Genomic DNA, 19455 nt, shown 5'->3' on the forward strand with positions numbered 1-19455 from the left:
CTTAAATTTTAGATAGTACTATTTTCTCATTCTGTTTAGAGACAATCATCTCATAGAATTTTTTTAAATCGAGATACAATTCTGCAGGAATTAAAGAACTGTTCAATGAAAACTCCGTTGAAACACTAATACCCGTAGCACTTTCAGAAATCATATATCTAAAAGAACCCAAATTATCTATCAGGCTCATCGCTCCACTTTTTGGCAAACTTTCTACTGCATAACCTTCAGGAACTTTAATTTTAAGAACATATCGGTCTTTCCAAGGAAATCTAAAATCTATAGGATGGTTACGCTCTTCAGATTTAAATGGATTTTCTGCTTGTGTTAAATAAAACAAGGGCGAAACGTAAATTTTACCTGCCACCTCTTCCACCCCTCCATTGAGCATTTCAAAATCATAAGAGACTTCTACTGGCTCATAAACATTGTCTAAATTTTTAAATTCAAAATCATTTATTTCAACTCCAGTATGAATTTCCTCTAAATTTTCTAGATGTTCCTGCTCAGTTTTTCCTTTAAATTTTCTTCTATATGACAATCCATAATGCCCGGTATACCTACTTTTTGCTGTGCCAGTGGTCATCAAATCATCACTAATTTCAAAATTAACCAAGGTACTTTCAATAGCGTGAGTGGTAGGGTATAAATCTACCCAGTCTGAAATCCCGTCTTTACGAATCAACCTTCCCTGCCAGTTGAGTAAACCCTCTTCTAAAAGATTTACAGCTCCCAGCTTATTAGTAGCATCCATCAACATGGTATTACCATCTATAGTAACTCCTGCAATAACATCGTTAAAACCATCACGGGTAGGAAAAATCGGTATGCCATTATCTCTGGTGCTTAAAATGACCGGGTTTGCATCAAGACCGGCATACTGCAGCATACTCACCAGCAATAGATTTATATCCGCACTGTTTCCGGTTCCTGTTTTATACGCTTCTTTAACGCCTTGATCTGCATAAATACCTAAAAAGTTATTCCAGGTCATACGCCGCTTCACAAATTCAAAAATGCGAACCACTTTCTCTTCTGAAGAAACAGCTCCTTCTAACACAGCATCCACATCATCATCAAAAAAGCGTTGATTTTTTAATTGACCCCCAAAATTTTCTGAATCATAAATGGTTTTAGAAACGGCTTCCCAATTACTAGTTATTTTTTCAAAAGGCTCACCGGGATATTGTGTATACGAAAGCTCAAAGCTAATTGCCGAACGGAAATTATCTATATTAGAAGAAAACACTTCTTCTTTTAGGCTAGGTACATCACTCGCTTCAATTATATATTTTTTACGCTGAAAATCTATTGTTCTGTTCTGAACTGCTGCTCTTGTACCTCCTCTTAGCGAACCACCACTTGAAATTCCCGGCCTAACGGTATAATTAACCTTATCTGCAGTTGTAGTCTCATTAACATCAAGAGGTAAAAGTCCCTTTCTGTGCATTTGATAGATTAACCATTCCGGACTTGTAAATGTGATTTTGGCTTTATTTAAAGGAATCTCTTCTTGAAGTTTCACCTCATCAATAGTTGAAATAAATGGAGACATCACTTCATATTTAAATTCTATCACACAACCTTTTTGAAGGTTGGGTAACGTGAATTTTTCTATATCATAATATTTATTACGCTCTTCAGAAAAAATACCATCCTTGCGTAATTTAGTTTCTTCAATATTAGAACCTTCCAATGTATAGGTTACACCTCTTAAACCACTTATAGTTTCTTCACTTGAAGAGCCTTGATAAAGTGCAACTTGTTGTGTCGCCCATTTAAATCCTTCTGGATTGTAAATTTTAATACGCTCATAAACTTCAGTTTTAAGAATGAAACCACTATTCTGTAAATAATCAAGATGGGAATATTTCTCCCGGTATAAAATTGCAGCGTCCGCTTCGGGATCAAGAGGATGTGCCTCTTCTTGCAATTCTTCTAAAGAAACTTTACTAAACCTAAAATCCTGAGCAAAGCAAATTGAACTCACTAACAAAAAAATGATACACGTAATTTTATGCATAAGCTTATATTTTTTCAATTAATAGTTTTTGATTGTCGTGCTTCACAATCGTTTTATAAAAATCCCGGTATTTCTCGTAAGCTTCTACAGTAAAGTCTCCTTCATTAAATTTCAACATACGCTTACAGGTTAACTTGTCACCCTCAAGTTTATAAGACACTTGATACGTGCCAAATTCTTCAGTATACTCAACAGATTCAGGTAATGCATTTACTACATAACCTTCAGGGATTATGATTTCGATATTTTGCTTCTCTATGGTTCCGCGAAGATTTACAAACCCGGTTTTTCTGTCTCTATATCGCGGTGGAATTGCTTCGCGTGAAAGCGCAAAGGGATTTGCTCTAACAAGCATATTATCACTTACCGAAGTTGTATAGCCAGTTATATCACAATTCAGTTTTTCATCATAAACCACATCAAGTCTGTTGTTATTCAGTTTAATATCTGAAACGGAAAGACTGTTAATACCACTCCATGTCTCGTAATAATAATCACTCAAATCTTTATCATCTTTTCGATCAAGATTCATTCGGTCTGCATAAAATATACCTTTAGCCTCTCGAGCAACTTCACCCGAAAGATTACCAGTCTCATCTAAAACCAGGTTGGCATTAAGGATATCTGTATTATCTTCCTGATCGTATTTTGTAGTTTTTACAATCCTACCGCCATCTTCAGTAAGCAAAAGCACTTCTCTATCATCTGTAAACCTACCCATATAACCAAAAGGGGTTTCCTGACTGGTACATTCTAAAAACTTAATCTCATCGCCCAGCTGCACGCCAAGAATGGCGTGATTACCCTGCATAGCAACCACATCGGTCTCGAGAGATTCTTTACCCCGATCTCCATACAAAACTGTGTAATAGGATTTGACTCCAACTGCATTTAAAAGACTTTGTGTATAATTACTAAGCGCTTTACAATCGCCATAACTCAGGCGTTGTACATCAGAAGCCAGCATAGGTTTCCACCCACCAATCTCTACCTGCACACTTATATACCGCACTTTATCCTGAACAAATTGATATACTGCTCTGGCTTTTGCTTCATCATTAGGCAAGTCTTTGGTTAGCTCTTGAATCTCAGCAATAGTAACAGCGTCTAGATCCTGAGTATCTTTAACCAACTTTTCATTCATCCATTTTCCAAAATCTTTCCAGTTACCCGCAATACCGGGGACTCCTGCCAGATAAAATTTATCAAAAAAACACTTTACCCGCGGCACACGTTCATCAAGCCCTTTTGATCGATATTCAAACGTAACCGGCTCAAGATTTTTAGCTACCCAGGTTGTTTTACCGGGTGTTTCCTCTTTGGTAATACCAAATTTTTCTAGATTGGTTTCTTTAATATGCAGGGTATCTTCTGGATTGTGAATGATAGTGAATTTAGAATATTCGGTTCCGCTCGCATATCGCGAAACAGGCATCCACGGCCATAAAAAAGCAGTGGTCTCACTAACCCTTTCTGAATTAAATTGAATGGTAAATGGATACGATGTAGGCGTATAATCCAAGTAAAGAACTCTGCTGTCTGCGTACAAAGTTCCACCGGAAACCGCGCTAACATCTTTGAAGTCTCGTTTTTTGAATTTGTCTTTTTCTACGCCTGTAACAGTATAAATAACCGCTTCGATACCTGAAACTTTAGAGTTGTTATCATAACCAGCGTAAGCTTTTACGTCAGATAAACCGGCTTTATTGTAAACCGTAACAAGTCTCGAGATGGTAGTCCTCAATTTGCCTTCATCAGAAAGATCAAAGGTAATTTCTTCGTGACGCAAAACGCTGTCTGCGCCATCTGAAAGCTCAGGATCTACAGTAAGTGCAGAGAGCTCTAGTTGTTGACTATGTGTTAGTAAGGGGATAACAAATAGCAGGAATATTAATTTTCTTGCCATATATCTTAAAAAATGGCAATATACTAAAATCTTAATATAATCTTAAATTATTCTCTATTTTTGGAATCAAGCGTGATGGTAACAGGACCATCATTCACTAAAGAAACCTTCATGTCAGCGCCAAAAACTCCGGTTTTAACTTGTTTTTTAAGTTTTTGAGAAAGTGTTCCTACAAATTTTTCATAGAGCGGAATTGCTACATTTGGTTTAGCTGCTTTTACAAAAGAAGGGCGGTTTCCTTTTTTTGTAGAGGCATGTAGTGTGAACTGACTAATCAAAAGAATTTCTCCTTCCTGATCTAAAATGCTTTCGTTCATCAGACCTTCTGAATCGCTAAAAACACGTAAACCGCAAATTTTTGAAGTAAGCCATTCTATATCTTCCTGCGTATCTTCAGTCTCTATACCTAGTAGAATCATAAAGCCACGACCTATCCTACCTTTTATGACATTTTCTATAGTAACTGAAGCTTCACTCACTCGCTGAATAACTAGTCTCATAATAATTAATTAAGGCTGTTGATCATAAACATTTCTTCTATAATTTTCTTCGTCACCTTCAATGATCTGTTTGTAACTCTGATATCTGGACCAGTGCAATTCGTCATGCTCCAAAGCTTCTTTAACTGCACATTTAGGCTCTTCCAGGTGTAAGCAATTATTAAATTTACATTGATCTTTCAGTGCAAAAAATTCAGGAAAATAATTACCTAGTTCTTCTCGCTCGATGTCTACAACTCCAAAACCTTTTATTCCCGGCGTGTCTATAATACGCGCATCAAAACTGAGATCAAACATTTCTGCAAAAGTCGTAGTATGCTGCCCTTGCATATGCTGATCGCTGATCGCTTTTGTTTTTAGGTCTAAAGTAGCCTCTATTGCATTTACGAGGGTAGATTTACCAACGCCACTATGTCCCGAAAACATACTGGTTTTACCCAACATCAAATCTTTAACCTGTTCTACATTTTTTCCGGTTTTTGCTGAAACACCAATACAGGTGTATCCTATTTCACGGTACATTTCTGCGAGATATTTCACTTCTCCAAACTCTTCATCACTCAAGGTATCTACTTTATTAAAAAGTAAAATTGCCTCGATGTGATAGGCTTCACAAGTAACCAAAAAGCGATCTATAAAAGCAGTAAAAGTAGGGGGGTTATTTAACGTGATGACTAGGAAACAGCGATCTATATTAGCAGCAATAATATGTGTCTGTTTAGATAAGTTAACAGATTTACGAATGATGTAATTGTCACGAGGTTCAATATCTTTTATCACTCCAGTAACCGCATCGCCCGTTTGCTCCAGTTCAAAAATAACACGGTCACCTACGGCAACAGGGTTTGTACTCTTAATACCCTGTATTCTAAAGCGTCCTTTAATTCGGCAATCGTAAAATTTGCTTGACTCACTTTTAACGCTATACCAGCTTCCGGTTGATTTGTAAACAGTTCCTTTCAAAAATATTATTACTAATTTAGATTGTAAAACTACTTTATTTTAGAGTAACCTTAATCTTTATCCTACAAAATCAGTCTTATGAAAATTTCTTTTTATTTATTTTTATTCTTAGTATCAGGAAGCGCTTCTCTTTTTTCGCAGGTTATGGAATATCAAACCGTAACTGTTATTGAATCTATTGTACCTAATGGCTTAGGCAGGTCAAGAATGATTTCTACTTTGGAAAGCAGAGATTATAAAGATTTTACTTCAACGCGTTCCGAGGAAGACGACTCCCGTAACACTGCAGACCGAAGCTCCATTAGGCTCAAGAATTTTGAAGAAACCAAATTGCTTAATTTTTTTAATATTGGAGGAATTCGTTTTCAGAACATTGCGTCTAATGATGCGGTAGTAACTTCTAAAATTAATGAAATGGCCGAGGAAGGTTGGGAACTTGCTTTTGTAAATAGTGGTGTTGAAAGCTATGGAGGCGATGGTGACGACAATGGCATTTATGTTACCCGATATATTTTCAAAAGACCAAAACAGCAAGAGTAACGTATTTAAAAACCCATAGTTTTAGATGTAAAAAAGGCGCTCATTGAGCGCCTTTTTTACATCTAAAACTTATTTCTAAGCTTCTTCCATTCTAGAAATTTTCTTCTGATGGTTGATCGACTCTTGGTGGATTGCTTTAAACACACGCAAGATAAATTCTTCACTTAAGTTATGCTTTTCGCCTTCAAGAATCATTGCTCCCAAGATCTCATTCCACCGCTTAGACTGAAGAATAGCAACGTTATTTTCAGTTTTAAGTTCACCTATAGAGTCGGCTATTTTCATACGCTTCCCTAAACTTTCAATAAGCTGGTGATCTACCACATCGATCTGAGTACGTAGTGTATTCAATTTATTGTTGAATTCGGCTGCAGTACCTTCCTCTTTACGAATCTTAAGGTCCTTCATAATCTGAACAAGTTGCGAAGGTGTAATTTGCTGTTTAGCATCACTCCAGGCATTGTCTGGATCGTAATGTGTTTCAACCATAATACCGTCGTAATTTAAATCAAGACCGGTCTGGCATAGATCAAAAATAATATCACGACGTCCTGCAATATGTGATGGATCTAAAATTAAGGGAAGATCTGGAAACTCGTTCTGAAGATCTACAGCAACTTGCCACTCTGGGTTGTTACGGTAACGGGTCTTCTCATATGTTGAGAATCCTCTATGAATAACACCCAGGTTTTTAACATCCTGAGTATAAAAACGCTCTACAGCTCCTAACCATAATGCTAAATCAGGGTTTACCGGGTTTTTGATAAGAACGGTCTTATCTGTTCCTTTAAGAGCTTCAGCAATTTCCTGAATATTGAAAGGAGAAACCGTTGTACGCGCACCAATCCAAAGGATATCTACATCATGTTTTAAAGCAAGTTCTACGTGGTTAGGGTTTGCAACTTCAGTAGTAGTAAGCATCCCAGTCTCTTCTTTAGCCTTCTGAAGCCATTTAAGACCTAATGCTCCTACACCTTCAAACATTCCCGGACGGGTACGTGGTTTCCAGATACCTGCTCTAAAAACAGTAGCATCTGTATCTTTTAGCTCGTGAGCAATTTTCAATACTTGCTCTTCAGTTTCTGCGCTACAAGGACCTGCGATTACAAGCGGGTGATCTAAATTGAAAGCGTCTAACCAGTTTCTAAGTTCTTTCTTATTTTCCATATTCAACAAATTTACGGCAATTAACCGATTACGATAATCCTTTAAGTATTGATTTTATGTGATTTGTATTGTGCATCTCGTTAAAAACTTCCTCATAATCTTCTGCTTCAAGAACGTTTTTAAAATGCGTTAAATTATTTATGTACTCTGTTAAGCTCTCTAATACGTTAGCTTTATTCTCTTTAAATATTGGTGTCCACGTTGCAGGATTACTTTTTGCAAGACGCACTGTAGAGGCAAAACCACTACCCGCCATATCAAAAATATCTTTCTCGTTTTTCTCTTTCTCAATTACCGTTTTTCCCAGCATAAAACTACTAATATGCGACAAATGAGACACATAAGCAATGTGTTTGTCGTGCGAATGCGGATTCATATATCTAATCTGCATGGGTAGTGCTTTAAATATTTGCATTGCTTTGTCTAATAGATCTTCACGGGTTTGTTCTACCTCACACAGAATCATCGTTTTATCTTTAAACAAATTTTCAATCGCAGCAGATGGTCCTGAAAATTCAGTACCGGCAATGGGATGTGCTGCTAAAAACTGATTGCGTTTAGGATGATTTCTTACTGCATCACAAACACTTCCCTTTGTTGAACCTACATCTATTACCAATGCGTTTTCTGCAACTGCATCTAAAACTGCAGGTAAAAACAAATTTGCCTGATCTACAGGAATTGACAAGATCACAAGATCAGCCTGACTCAAGGCTTCAAAACGAGATGAGTGATCTATCACACCCAAACCAATCGCTTCATCAAGATGGTCTGCATTGCTATCAACACCATATACTGTACTTCCTGGTAAAATGCGTTTTAAATCCCGTGAAAGCGAACCACCTATTAGTCCTATTCCTAAAATGAATATATTTTTAAAATCTTCCAATGGCTTCTTTGATTTTATCTTCGGTTACACACAGTGAAAAACGAATATATCCTGCTCCCTGAGAGCCAAAAATACTTCCCGGGGTTAAAAACACGCTTTTATTTAATAAAATATCATCTATAAATGCTTCTGCATCACCGGCGCCTTCGGGTAATTTCGCCCAGATAAACATTCCGGCTGCATTTTTATCATATGTACACCCCAGCAAATCAGCCAGCTTCCACATGTGTTCTCTTCGGCTTTTATAAACCTGATTGAGTTCATTAAACCATTTTTCGCCTTCTTTTAAAACAGCGGCAGCTCCTTTTTGAATTCCATAGAACATACCACTATCCATATTGCTTTTTACAGTTAAAACGGTGTTTATGTATTCTGAAGAACCCAACAACATCCCCACTCTCCAGCCACTCATATTGAATGATTTGCTCAGAGAATTTAATTCTATAGCTACTTCTTTTGCTCCCGGAATACTTAAAATACTCTGCGGATTTTCATTTAAAATGAAACTATATGGGTTATCATTTACTAATAGTATTGAGTTTGCTTTCGCAAAAGCCACAAGGTCTTCAAAATCTTTTGTAGTAGCTTTTGCTCCCGTTGGCATATGTGGATAATTAACCCACATCAACTTCACCTTACTCAGATCTTTTTTAGATAAAGCTTCATAATCTGGCATCCAGTTATTGGAAGCATCCAGATTATAATAAACCGGCTCTGCTTCAACCAGACGTGTTACCGAAGTATACGTTGGGTAGCCCGGGTTAGGAATCAACACCTCATCGCCGGGATTTAAGAAAGCCATACTGATATGCATGATTCCTTCTTTTGATCCCATTAAAGGCAAAATTTCGTTCTCATTATCTAGACGCACACCATAACGCGCTTCATAAAAATCAGCCATTGCCTTAGTCAATTCTGGCAAACCTTTGTAACTCTGATATTGATGCGCAGGACCATCTACCAGAGACTTGGTCAATGCATCGATAACATGAGGAGGTGGCGGTAAATCTGGACTACCTATCCCCATGTTGATTATAGGCTTACCTGCCGCTGCAAGTGCACGCACTTCTTTTAGCTTTCGCGAAAAGTAGTACTCTGAGGTCTGGTTTAACCGCTTAGCCGATTCTATAATCATCCTTTTCTATTTTTATATTCACCTAAAACTTTAAATTCAAGCGCCATTATATTCAACAATTTTTTTGCTTTCTCGAAGTCTGTATAATTATCAAAAGTAACATCTACAAAAAACGAGTACTTCCATGGTGTCTCTATAACTGGTAAAGACTGAATTTTTGTAAGGTTCAATCTACAATCGCTCATTACATTAAGTACTGCTGCAAGACTTCCCCGTTTGTGGTCTGCCAGAAATTTAACCGAAGCCTTATCTGGCACCTCTGCCTCTGTCCTTCCGTTTGTATTCAGAATAAAGAAACGTGTTGAATTCTCTTTTATAGTCTGAATATCTTCAGCAATAACATCTAAACCATAAATCTGTGCAGCTGTTACTCCGGCAATTGCACCAATCCCTTTAAGATTTCCATCGGCAATACGCTTTGCGGCCCCGGCAGTATCATCATCTTCAACCAGCCTAATATGCTCTTTGTCTTTAAAAAATTCCTTGCACTGTAACAAAGCCATAGGGTGAGACCATACTTCTTCAATATCCTTTAAATGCTGCCCAGGTAAAACCATCAAATTTTGACTTATTCCCAGATAGCGCTCCCCTTCAATATTAAGCTTGTGATTATCAATCAATGCGTAGTTAGGGATTATGCTTCCTGCTATAGAATTTTCAATAGCCATTACTGCATCTGTCGCCTCACCTTTAATCAGACAATTCACCAACTCTTGAAAACTACGGCAAGCTATAACTTCCACGTCTTCAGCAAAAAAATCCTGAGCGACTTTATGGTGAAAAGAACCTTTAATTCCCTGTATGGCTACTTTATGTTTCAATTATCTCTAGTTCAGTTTATAACAAAAAAAATCCCGATTTTTTAAATCGGGACCCTATGATATTGTATTACTACACGATACTCTATAGCGGTCCCATCTCTCTCCAGAAGAAAAAGAAATAATAACGGTTAAAAAAGTAAGGTACGTAAGACATGTGATTCATTAATTATGCTGCTAAAGTACTTAAATAAATAAGAAGAATTTTAAAAGGGAGTAATTTTTACACATTTCAAAAAAAAAGGATGAATTGTTTGAAGAAAACAAAATAGAACCTCGTATTTAAACTGCTTTGTTAGAAGATATTTTTCAAATAGCCTAATCTGTCAACTTTATTTTATAATGAACTAATTTTAAGGTTTTGAAAACAGCCACCTCACTGCTATTTGTTTACTTTTAACTTTTAAAGTTTCCTTATTTTAAGCCAACATGTCTATAACTGTAGAGGCCATAACAAAAATCTACGGTGCTCAAAAAGCACTTGATGATTTATCTTTTTCGGTCAAAAAAGGTGAAATCACCGGTTTTTTAGGTCCTAACGGAGCTGGTAAAAGCACGATGATGAAAATATTAACGACCTACCTAAAACAATCATCAGGGACTGCTTTTATAGCTGGTTTTTCTACAGAAAAAGAAGCTTTAGAGGTTCAAAAACGAGTGGGATATCTTGCAGAGAACAATCCGTTATATCCGGAAATGTACATTAAAGAATATCTTAAACTTCACGCTGATCTCAATCACACTTCAAAAGATCGCATAGCTGAAGTTATCTCTCTTACCGGCTTGCAACCTGAAGTAACCAAAAAGATCAAACAATTAAGTAAAGGATACAAACAACGTGTAGGCCTGGCTACTGCCTTAATACACGATCCTGAAGTTCTAATTCTTGACGAACCCACAACGGGTCTTGACCCCAATCAACTGAAAGAAATACGCGAGCTCATCAAGACTATAGGCAAAACCAAAACCGTTTTGCTTTCTACACACATTATGCAAGAGGTTGAAGCTATTTGTGACCGAGTTATAATCATTAATAAGGGGAAAATTGTTGCAGACAGACTATTAGAAGAACTTAAAGCGGGTAGTGAACAAATCATAAAAGTAGAATTTAATTATCGTGTAGAGGAAGTAGCTCTAAAAAATTTACCTCAAGTTAATCATGTGAATAACATAGAAGGTTTTAGTTATGAAATCAGTTTTGATACGCAAAAAGATATGCGTCCCGTTCTGTTTGATTTTGCACATGATAACGGACTAAAAACACTCCAGCTTTCTCGCATAAATACTTCTTTAGAAGAACTTTTTCATCAACTCACCCGCTAAACTCACCCTAATGGTTTTATACGGATTCGCCTTATTTCTGATAATAATTGCTCTTTTACCGCTCACTCAAGGCACCCATTGGATCATTAGAGGCTGGGATTTTATAAGAGTTCAAACCTGTTTTCTTCAAGCATTAATTCTTGCATTAATAGCGATTTTTAAATTTCCCGTAGATGAGTGGGAATATGTTGTGGCCATAACCTTATTGGCTGCTTTTATTTTTCAATTATATGTAGTGTTCCCCTATTCACATTATTATCCAATACGGGATTCAAAGCCTGATGACCCCGCATCTCTGAGACAAATAAGTTTGCTCAGTTCTAATGTTTTACAAACCAATGAAGAATACCATAAACTCATAGAGCAAGTCAACATATATACTCCAGATATTTTACTTGTTATGGAAACTGACAAGAACTGGGAAAATGGTTTAAAAGAATTAGAAAAAGAGTATCCTAATATCGTACGAGTTCCTTTAGATAATTTCTACGGAATGCATTTGTATAGCAAATATGAGTTGGCAGAAACTCAGGTAAATTATCTGGTAGAGAAAGATGTACCTTCCATTTTCACTAAAGTTTACTTCGGAAGCGATAAACCTCTGGAGCTAATTTGTGTTCATCCGGCACCTCCCAGCCCTACTGAAAATGAAACTTCAGAAGAACGTGATGCAGAACTTCTAATTGTAGGCAAAGCAGTACGTGAGCTCGACCCTGACCATCCTATTCTGGTATGTGGCGACCTTAACGATGTGGTTTGGTCTCGGGTAAGTAGATTGTTTGCAAAAATCACTGGACTCATAGACCCCAGAATTGGCAGAGGTTTATTTCCTACCTTTCATGCAGACTACTGGTATTTACGTTTCCCTATAGATCATTTATTTCATTCAAAAAATATTGTGGTAGATCGTATGCTGAGACTTCCTAATATAGGCTCTGACCACTACCCCATGTTTTTCACATTTTGGTTAGAAAACGGGGAAAAAGTTGAAAAACCAGAAATTGATTCTGAAACCAATGAGGAGGTTGAAGAGCGCATAGATGAAGGTCTGGATCGCGCTGAGTAATGTTAAGATGAAATAACCCAGTAAGCCTCGAGTAAACTACCTCGGGGCAAGCCCACGAGGCATTCGTTAGAAACAAATTTTCAATTTCGAGGCAAGCCTCGGGGTATTAAACCCTTTGGCGGCGCCAATAAAAAAGCCTCCTTTCGGAGGCCCCAACTAGTCAGGTCTAATGTTCATAATAAACGAGTCCCTAAACCCAACCTGACATACTTTTAGCTTAGTCAAGTCTATATTTTATACTTGTTCAAAAATAAACATATTTATTATTTTGAGTAATCAATATTGAAAAAAATAATTATTGAAAAGCCATAAAAAAACCATTAGTTTCCTAACGGTTTTTTAAACTTTTACTTTTATCTAATCAAATCACACAATACAATTCTCACATTTCAGCCTTATTGACACCAAGTTTTTTAATCACAGAGCCTACGGTAAGCCCCTGTACAAGAATTGAAAAGATCACGATAATATAAGTTATGACTAAGAAAAGCTCACGATGCATATCTTGAGTGAGACTAAGCGCTAACGCGATTGAAATTCCTCCTCGAAGGCCACCCCACGTCATGATAACATCAGTACGCGGTACAAAATTGAGATGTTTTTCAAAAAAGTTGATAGGGATTAATAATGAAATATATCTACAAACCAGCACCACTGGGATCGCGATTAGACCTGCAATAATCGTCGGCACTTCAAAGCTTATGATCAGCATTTCCATACCTATCAATACAAACAGGATCGTATTTAATAAGATATCTATTAACTCCCAGAATTTATCTACATAAGTTTCTGTAAGCTCAGACATAGTGTGTTTACGTGCTGTATCGTTTCCTACTACAAGTCCTGCAGTTACCATTGCTAGCGGCGCAGACATATGAAGCTTTTGAGCTGCTACTGTACCGCACATAACTGCGGCAAGTGTGATGATCACTTCAATATCATAATCATCTATAGATTTTAATAATTTGTAAGTCAAATATCCTATTCCTAAACCCAATCCTATTCCCCCTAAAACTTCAAGACCAAATAACTCTAAAATATCACCAGGAGTAACCGGCTCTGACGACCCGGCTATTTTAAAAATGGTAAGAAATACCACTACACCAACTCCGTCATTAAATAGAGATTCTCCTACTATTTTGGTTTCTAAATTTTTAGGTGCACCTGCTTTTTTGAGAATTCCTAATACTGCAATTGGGTCTGTAGGCGAGATCAACGCTCCAAACAACAGGCAGTAAATAAAATCAACACCCAGTCCTAGCACCATTAATAGATAATACAAGGCTCCACCAACAAGAAATGTTGAAGTTAAAACGCCTACTGTTGCAAATACGATTACCGGCCAGCGCTGTACTTTGAGTTGTTCAAAATTAGTATGTAGCGCCCCTGCAAAAAGTAAGAAACTCAACATACCTTCAAGTAATACTTTCTCAAAATCTATACTGCTAATAATCTCCTTCTCTGCCTCTAGCAAGGTATCATCATAATAGGCGATACCTAAAACTCCCAATGTAAAGAGAAGCGTAATCAACATCAAACCTATGGTATTGGGCAGCTTAAGAAAACGTACGTTTATATAACCAAAAACTGCGGCAAGACCTACTAAAATTGCTGTGATTAGATAAAAATCCATAGATTCTTTTTAGAGCTTATTGGTGTTGATTTCTATCCAATACCCATCTGGATCTGTAAGATATATTTGTCGTACACCATCAGGTCTTGTGTTTGTAGTACCGGCTTCGCCTGGCCAATTCTCAAAAGGAATATTTTTAGATTTCAAAAACTTCATAAAACCATCAAGATCATCAATATTCAAAGCCAAATGCACTCCTTTATGAGGCTTGAAGGCTTCTTCACTTTCTATCAAATGAATCTGAACGTTGTTATTTAAAGCAAACCATCTGAATTTTGGCCCTAAACCTGCATTATCAATCTCAGGTAATCCTAAAATATCACTGTAAAAAGCTGCGGCTTTATCTAAATCTTTAACCAAAAGGGCATCGTGATCTTTAGTAAGTTTAAAATCTTGCGCTGTCATCACGTGTAAAAAGAATAAATTAATAAGAAGAATATAGGCGATTTTCATGATTTTGAGATTGAATTACTATTAATATATTTCATGGATCATGTTTGCAATAAGAGCAGTCCAACCTGTTTGATGTGAAGCTCCTACTCCTCGACCAGTATCTCCATGAAAATACTCATAAAACAAAACTAGGTCTTTAAAATGAGGATCTTTATAAATCTCCTTGTGTTGCTCATTTATCGGTCGGTCTCCATTTTCGTCGGTATGAAAAAGAGTTAGCAGGCGCTTCATCAAATCATTCCTAATGTCATTAAGACTTAAGATCTCTCCACTTCCCTTAGGATATTCTACCTCAAGATCTTTACCGTAATAATCTCTAAATTCTTTAATTGCTGTAACAAAAAGATAGTTAAATGGCATCCACACAGGGCCTCTCCAGTTAGAATTTCCTCCAAACATAGAAGACTCAGATTCTGCCGGCTCGTACTTTATCTCATAATTAGATCCGTCAATATCTATTTTATAGGTTTTTTCATGAATTTTAGACAATGAACGCAAACCGTGCTCACTCAAAAATTCTTTCTCATCAAAAACTGCACTTAACATGATCTCAACACGTTCTTTAGGAACAAGAGCCAAGAGTAAATCTGAATCATCAGAGAATTCCTGAATAACCATATACTTCAGGTTTGCCATTCGGTATTTTCTAAACCAGTTGACACTGTATTTAAAATTAGGCAGACGATCTAAAGTCTCTCTCTTAATATGTAAAACAGCGATTAGAGACATAATCCCAACTATAGATCGTACTTTTATAGGCTGAAAGCTTCCGTCTTCAAAAACCAATTTATCATAAAAGAAACCTTCTTCTTCATCCCAGGTCCCTTCATAATCTTCATTGAGTTTATTTAAAGCTTCAGCAATAAATATAAAGTGACCAAAAAATTTGGTCGCCATATCTTCATAAGAAGGATCTACTAACGCTATTTTAATTGAAATCTCAAGCATATTCAGGCAATAAAGTGCCATCCAGGAGGTACCGTCTACTTGTTCTAATGTCGCGTTACCGGGGATACCACTACTGCGATCAAAAACTCCAATATTATCAAGACCTAAAAAGCCACCTTGAAAAACATTATTCTGCCTACGGTCTTCCTGATTTACCCACCAGTTGAAGTTGAGCGATAGCTTGTTGAAAATTCGCTTAAGAAAATCTATATCTTCTTTCCCGGCCGTATCCCGTTCTATCTTATAAATCTGTAGCGCTGCAAAAGCTTGTGTAGGCGGATTAACATCACTGAAATTCCACTCGTAAGCAGGTATCTGACCGTTAGGAGCCATATACCATTCTTTAGTAAAAAGCAGCAACTGCTTTTTTGCAAATTCGGGGTCTATATAAGCCATTGTAATGCAATGAAACGCACTATCCCAGGCAGCATACCAAGGGTATTCCCAAGCATCTGGCATGAGATGAATATCATGATTCCGCAATGTTTTCCAATTGCTGTTACGGCCGTGATAGCGTTCTTGCGGTGGTGTAGAAACTTTAGGGTCTCCTTTGAGCCACTGTTCTACTTCGTAGTTATAATACTGCTTAGACCATAATAAACCTGCAAAAGCCTGACGCTGAATTTCTTTAGCCTCATCATCTTTTATTTGATTAACACCTTCATAAAAGTCTAAACACTCTTGAACTCGTTTTTCAAAAAGGGCGTCAAACTCTAAATCAAATGCTTCATCTTTTAAATCAGCATTGGTTAATCTTAGTTTGAAAACTACCGTTTCTCCAGCCTTTACATTGCGCTCATAATGCGGTGCAAACTTGGTCCCTTCCTGTTTCTTTTTTGCTAAACTGTAGTCGTTGTTGACTACTGTTTTATGAAAGAAATCTTTTTTATAAGGATGATCGTTTGTTTGTAAATATAAACGCTCATCGTTAGTTTCATTTTCGGTAAAAAGCTGGTGATCGGGCTTTTCAAAATATAAATTATAATCTCCCGTATACGGATGCTTTATGTGTACCGAAGGTGATTTGCTATTTTTATTCTTCACTATGGAAGGCTTAAAAGGCATATCTCTAATACTCCAGAAATTACGAATCCACAATGTAGGCAATACATGTAATTCTGCAGTTTTAGCGTTTCGGTTTGTCACTGAAATTTTAATGCAAATATCATCAGGTCCCGCCTTTGCATATTCGGTAACCACGTCAAAATATTCGTTTTTATCAAACAGACCAGTATCTAAAATCTCATACTCGTCGTCTTTTCGATTTCTACTGCGGTTTTTAGTCACCAGATCCCCATATGGATATTCATTTTGAGGGTATTTATAAAGGTGCTTCATATAAGAATGCGTAGGCGTATTCTCTAAATAATAATAGAGTTCCTTTACATCTTCACCGTGATTGCCTTCCGGACCCGTTAAACCAAATAAACGTTCTTTTAATATAGAATCTTTTCCATTCCATAAAGCAAGGCCAAAACACACGTTACAATAACGATCTGTAAAACCTGCCAAACCATCCTCTCCCCATCTGTAAACCCGACTTCTCGCATGATCGTGCGGAAAATACCCCCAGGCATTACCGTGTGCACTGTAGTCTTCACGCACGGTCCCCCATTGTCTCTCGCTTAAATAAGGCCCCCAATGTAACCAGTCTTCTTTACCTGAATAATGTGAATCTAATCTTTTTTGTTCTTCTGTATTTTTTTTAACCATTTGTTGTAAATCCTGGATAGCACGTCATTCCCCCATCAACGAATAAGGTGGTGCCATTAATATATTCTGATTCATCTGATGCCAACCAAGCAGCCGTACTGCCTATGTCTTCTGGAATTCCTATACGTTTATACGGAATCAGTTTATTTAATTTGTTGAGTGCACTTTCGGTTTCCCAAGCATCTCTATTAATATCTGTTTTTATAGCTCCGGGAGCAATGCTGTTACATCGTATTTTAAGAGGCGCATACTCCTGACAAATACTTTCCATAAGCATATTTACCCCACCTTTTGAGGCCGCATAATTAGTATGACCTGCCCACGGAATAATCTGATGTACAGAACTCATATGAATAATCTTGCCTAATGACTTAGATACTCCTTCTCTTATTCCTCTACGCATAAACTCTCGCAATGCTTCACGTGCACACAAAAACTGACCGGTTAAATTGACATCTATAACCAGTTGCCAGTCTTTTAAGGTCATCTCATGTAAAGGTGCGTCTTTTTGTAAACCAGAATTTGCAACTAGAATATCTACGGTTCCAAATTTCTCTATTGTTTCTTTGAACATAGCCTGAACCTGATCTTCTTTACTAACGTCGCATTGTATTACTATGGCCTCCCCACAGGTTCTATCTTTATTTATTTTATCTGCTACCTTATTTGCTTCTTCTTTTGAAGAGTTATAATTAACCACCACATTAGCACCACCTCTTCCTAAAGCAAGCGCTATGGCAGCACCTATACCCGAACTTGAACCAGTAACAATTGCGGTTTGACCTTTTAGACGTTCATTTGGTTTTTGCATTTTAGTTGGTTTTAAATGTTAAGTTATAAATAAGTTTTTAGATTCTAATTTAAGCCAACTTACTGAGGTAAAACCAGCTCTTAACGTTATTTAATAAAGTACTAGTGCAAAATGCAAATTATCTAGTAAAGTCCTTTTTTTTATTGTAATTCTTAGAAGTAGCAAGCATTTTTTGAAAATGACATAAAAAAAAAGAGTCTGATTTCTAAAGACTCCCTTCGCCATTTTTTATTTTATTTATAGTACAACTGAATATTCCGTACTTCGTCTATTCGGTTGTAGCGAACTTTCCTAATTCTAATTTATCAATCGGCATATTCATCACCTCATTTACAATCTCGTGTAATTCTGGAATTACAGAACTTGCCAATGGAGTAAGACTGTTAAACAGTACTGAAATGCCCAAATCTTCGCTCGGAAACAATGCAATTTCATTTCTAAAATCACTAACGCTTCCTCCGTGATGTATCATTTTACTTTGAATACCGGTTTCTGCATCAACAAATTCATGTATGCGCCACCCGTAAGCATATGAAGATCTCAAATGCCCCTTCCAACGCTGGTAATATTTATGCGCATCAGGAATTTCAACCTGAGGCTTAAACACTCTTGATATACTTTCTGAATCTAAAACACGCTCGTTATGGCCTAATAAAAAACGCATCCATTTCCCCATATCATCTGCACTTGCATTTATTCCTCCTGCTGCAACTGCATTAAAATACTTTTTATTAACGAGCAGACGCTTCCATCCTTTCCAAGTACTTTTATGCGGAAATGCATAATTATTGGTTTTGATCATTGCTTCATAATCTGTAGAAGCTGTTTGCATATTTAAAGGCGTGAAGATTTTATTTTGAAGTAATTGCTGGATGGTTTGCCCGGTTACCGTGTGCATCATTTCACCACTCAGTGCGAACATGGCATTTTGATAACTATACATTTTACCGGGCTTTGCTATCGTGTTAATTATATTAAATCTTGAAGCAATCTCCGAAAGCTTTACTCCGTCTTCAACTAAATTTGTGTAGCAATGATAAGGCACACCCGTTGTATGAGAAAGCACATTTGATAAGGTTAGTTTTTCTGCGTTGAGTTTGTTTTTTAATTGAAATTGAGGCACTAGATCTACAACTTTATCCTCCCAATTCAATACACCTTCTTTAACCTCAATTCCTGCTAAAATACCGGCAAAACCCTTAGACAAAGAGCCTAACCTAAAAACAGTTTGATCATCTACAGTATCGTTCTTAAAAACGTTGCGATTACCAAAGCCCTCTTTAAAAAGAATAGAATCTCCCTGAACGATACTTACACCTGCTCCAATGATCAACCTCTTATTAATTGCATTTTCAAAATACGCAGCGATCTCTTTTGCCAGAGCAGCCTTTCTGCTTCTGTAAATATAGCTTGCTTCTTTTTGAGCCTGAATTTTTAACGGATTAACAAATTCAATAGCGTGAGTTTTTTTTGATTGGGGCTCTTTAAAATCTGGAGATGATAGTGCAAAAAAAGAAATGAGCACCAAAAAAGTACCTAAAACAAGGGGTTTGCGAATAATCATTGA

General features: G+C 36.9%; 16 protein-coding genes. 3 read left to right on the top strand and 13 right to left on the bottom strand.

Features of this window, described 5'->3' with window-relative positions; translation table 11 throughout:
* Position 1 precedes the first annotated feature (1 nt).
* From DSM03_RS00620 to rsgA, 4 genes are read right to left on the bottom strand one after another with little or no spacing between them, the layout of a single operon-like run.
* Positions 2-2023: a DUF3857 domain-containing protein gene (locus tag DSM03_RS00620; protein ID WP_128761443.1), complete on the bottom strand. Its 2022-nt coding sequence runs from the start codon at positions 2021-2023 to the stop codon at positions 2-4.
* A 4-nt stretch (positions 2024-2027) separates the two neighbouring features.
* Positions 2028-3929, bottom strand: a complete 1902-nt coding sequence (locus DSM03_RS00625; protein ID WP_128761444.1) for a DUF3857 domain-containing protein — start codon at positions 3927-3929, stop codon at positions 2028-2030.
* 47 nt (positions 3930-3976) lie between these two features.
* Entirely contained in the window at positions 3977-4429 is a 453-nt protein-coding gene (gene dtd / locus DSM03_RS00630; RefSeq protein WP_128761445.1) for a D-aminoacyl-tRNA deacylase, read from the bottom strand.
* A gap of 9 nt (positions 4430-4438) precedes the next feature.
* Entirely contained in the window at positions 4439-5392 is a 954-nt protein-coding gene (rsgA, locus tag DSM03_RS00635) for a ribosome small subunit-dependent GTPase A (RefSeq protein WP_128761446.1), read from the bottom strand.
* A 78-nt stretch (positions 5393-5470) separates the two neighbouring features.
* On the opposite strand from rsgA, the gene DSM03_RS00640 reads away from it, so the two are divergent.
* Positions 5471-5932: a hypothetical protein gene (locus DSM03_RS00640; RefSeq protein WP_128761447.1), complete on the top strand. Its 462-nt coding sequence runs from the start codon at positions 5471-5473 to the stop codon at positions 5930-5932.
* A 75-nt stretch (positions 5933-6007) separates the two neighbouring features.
* On the opposite strand, the gene DSM03_RS00645 is transcribed toward DSM03_RS00640, so the two are convergent.
* The 4 genes from DSM03_RS00645 to DSM03_RS00660 are packed head-to-tail and all read right to left on the bottom strand — an operon-like array spanning position 6008 to position 9944.
* Complete coding sequence (locus DSM03_RS00645) at positions 6008-7099, bottom strand: bifunctional 3-deoxy-7-phosphoheptulonate synthase/chorismate mutase type II (protein WP_128761448.1); 1092 nt, start codon at positions 7097-7099, stop codon at positions 6008-6010.
* Between the two features lie 28 nt (positions 7100-7127).
* Complete coding sequence (locus tag DSM03_RS00650) at positions 7128-7988, bottom strand: prephenate dehydrogenase (protein WP_128761449.1); 861 nt, start codon at positions 7986-7988, stop codon at positions 7128-7130.
* On the bottom strand, positions 7975-9123 hold the full coding sequence (locus tag DSM03_RS00655; protein WP_128761450.1) for a pyridoxal phosphate-dependent aminotransferase: 1149 nt from the start codon (positions 9121-9123) through the stop codon (positions 7975-7977). The genes DSM03_RS00650 and DSM03_RS00655 overlap by 14 nt, the downstream gene beginning before the upstream one ends.
* Positions 9120-9944: a prephenate dehydratase gene (locus DSM03_RS00660; RefSeq protein WP_128761451.1), complete on the bottom strand. Its 825-nt coding sequence runs from the start codon at positions 9942-9944 to the stop codon at positions 9120-9122. Before DSM03_RS00660 ends, DSM03_RS00655 begins: the two co-directional genes overlap by 4 nt.
* A 426-nt stretch (positions 9945-10370) precedes the next feature.
* Between DSM03_RS00660 and gldA the strand changes: the two genes are divergently transcribed.
* On the top strand, positions 10371-11264 hold the full coding sequence (gldA, locus tag DSM03_RS00665; protein ID WP_128761452.1) for a gliding motility-associated ABC transporter ATP-binding subunit GldA: 894 nt from the start codon (positions 10371-10373) through the stop codon (positions 11262-11264).
* Between the two features lie 10 nt (positions 11265-11274).
* On the top strand, positions 11275-12330 hold the full coding sequence (locus DSM03_RS00670; protein WP_128761453.1) for an endonuclease/exonuclease/phosphatase family protein: 1056 nt from the start codon (positions 11275-11277) through the stop codon (positions 12328-12330).
* A 382-nt stretch (positions 12331-12712) separates the two neighbouring features.
* Here the strand turns inward: DSM03_RS00670 and DSM03_RS00675 are convergent, their stop codons facing one another.
* From DSM03_RS00675 to DSM03_RS00695, 5 genes are all read right to left on the bottom strand, one after another.
* Entirely contained in the window at positions 12713-13963 is a 1251-nt protein-coding gene (locus DSM03_RS00675) for a cation:proton antiporter (protein ID WP_128761454.1), read from the bottom strand.
* Positions 13964-13972: 9 nt separating this feature from the next.
* Complete coding sequence (locus tag DSM03_RS00680) at positions 13973-14416, bottom strand: VOC family protein (protein WP_128761455.1); 444 nt, start codon at positions 14414-14416, stop codon at positions 13973-13975.
* Positions 14417-14437: 21 nt separating this feature from the next.
* The gene (locus tag DSM03_RS00685; protein WP_128761456.1) at positions 14438-17077 is read right to left on the bottom strand and encodes an MGH1-like glycoside hydrolase domain-containing protein; all 2640 of its coding nucleotides are present in this window, start codon (positions 17075-17077) and stop codon (positions 14438-14440) included.
* Positions 17070-17888 (bottom strand): SDR family oxidoreductase, encoded by an 819-nt coding sequence (locus DSM03_RS00690; RefSeq protein WP_128761457.1) that lies wholly within the window; start codon positions 17886-17888, stop codon positions 17070-17072. The genes DSM03_RS00685 and DSM03_RS00690 overlap by 8 nt, the downstream gene beginning before the upstream one ends.
* A 268-nt stretch (positions 17889-18156) precedes the next feature.
* Positions 18157-19452: a serine hydrolase domain-containing protein gene (locus DSM03_RS00695; protein ID WP_128761458.1), complete on the bottom strand. Its 1296-nt coding sequence runs from the start codon at positions 19450-19452 to the stop codon at positions 18157-18159.
* Positions 19453-19455: the final 3 nt, after the last annotated feature.

It is taken from the genome of Leeuwenhoekiella aestuarii (genome assembly GCF_004104055.1).
GTDB lineage: Bacteria > Bacteroidota > Bacteroidia > Flavobacteriales > Flavobacteriaceae > Leeuwenhoekiella > Leeuwenhoekiella aestuarii.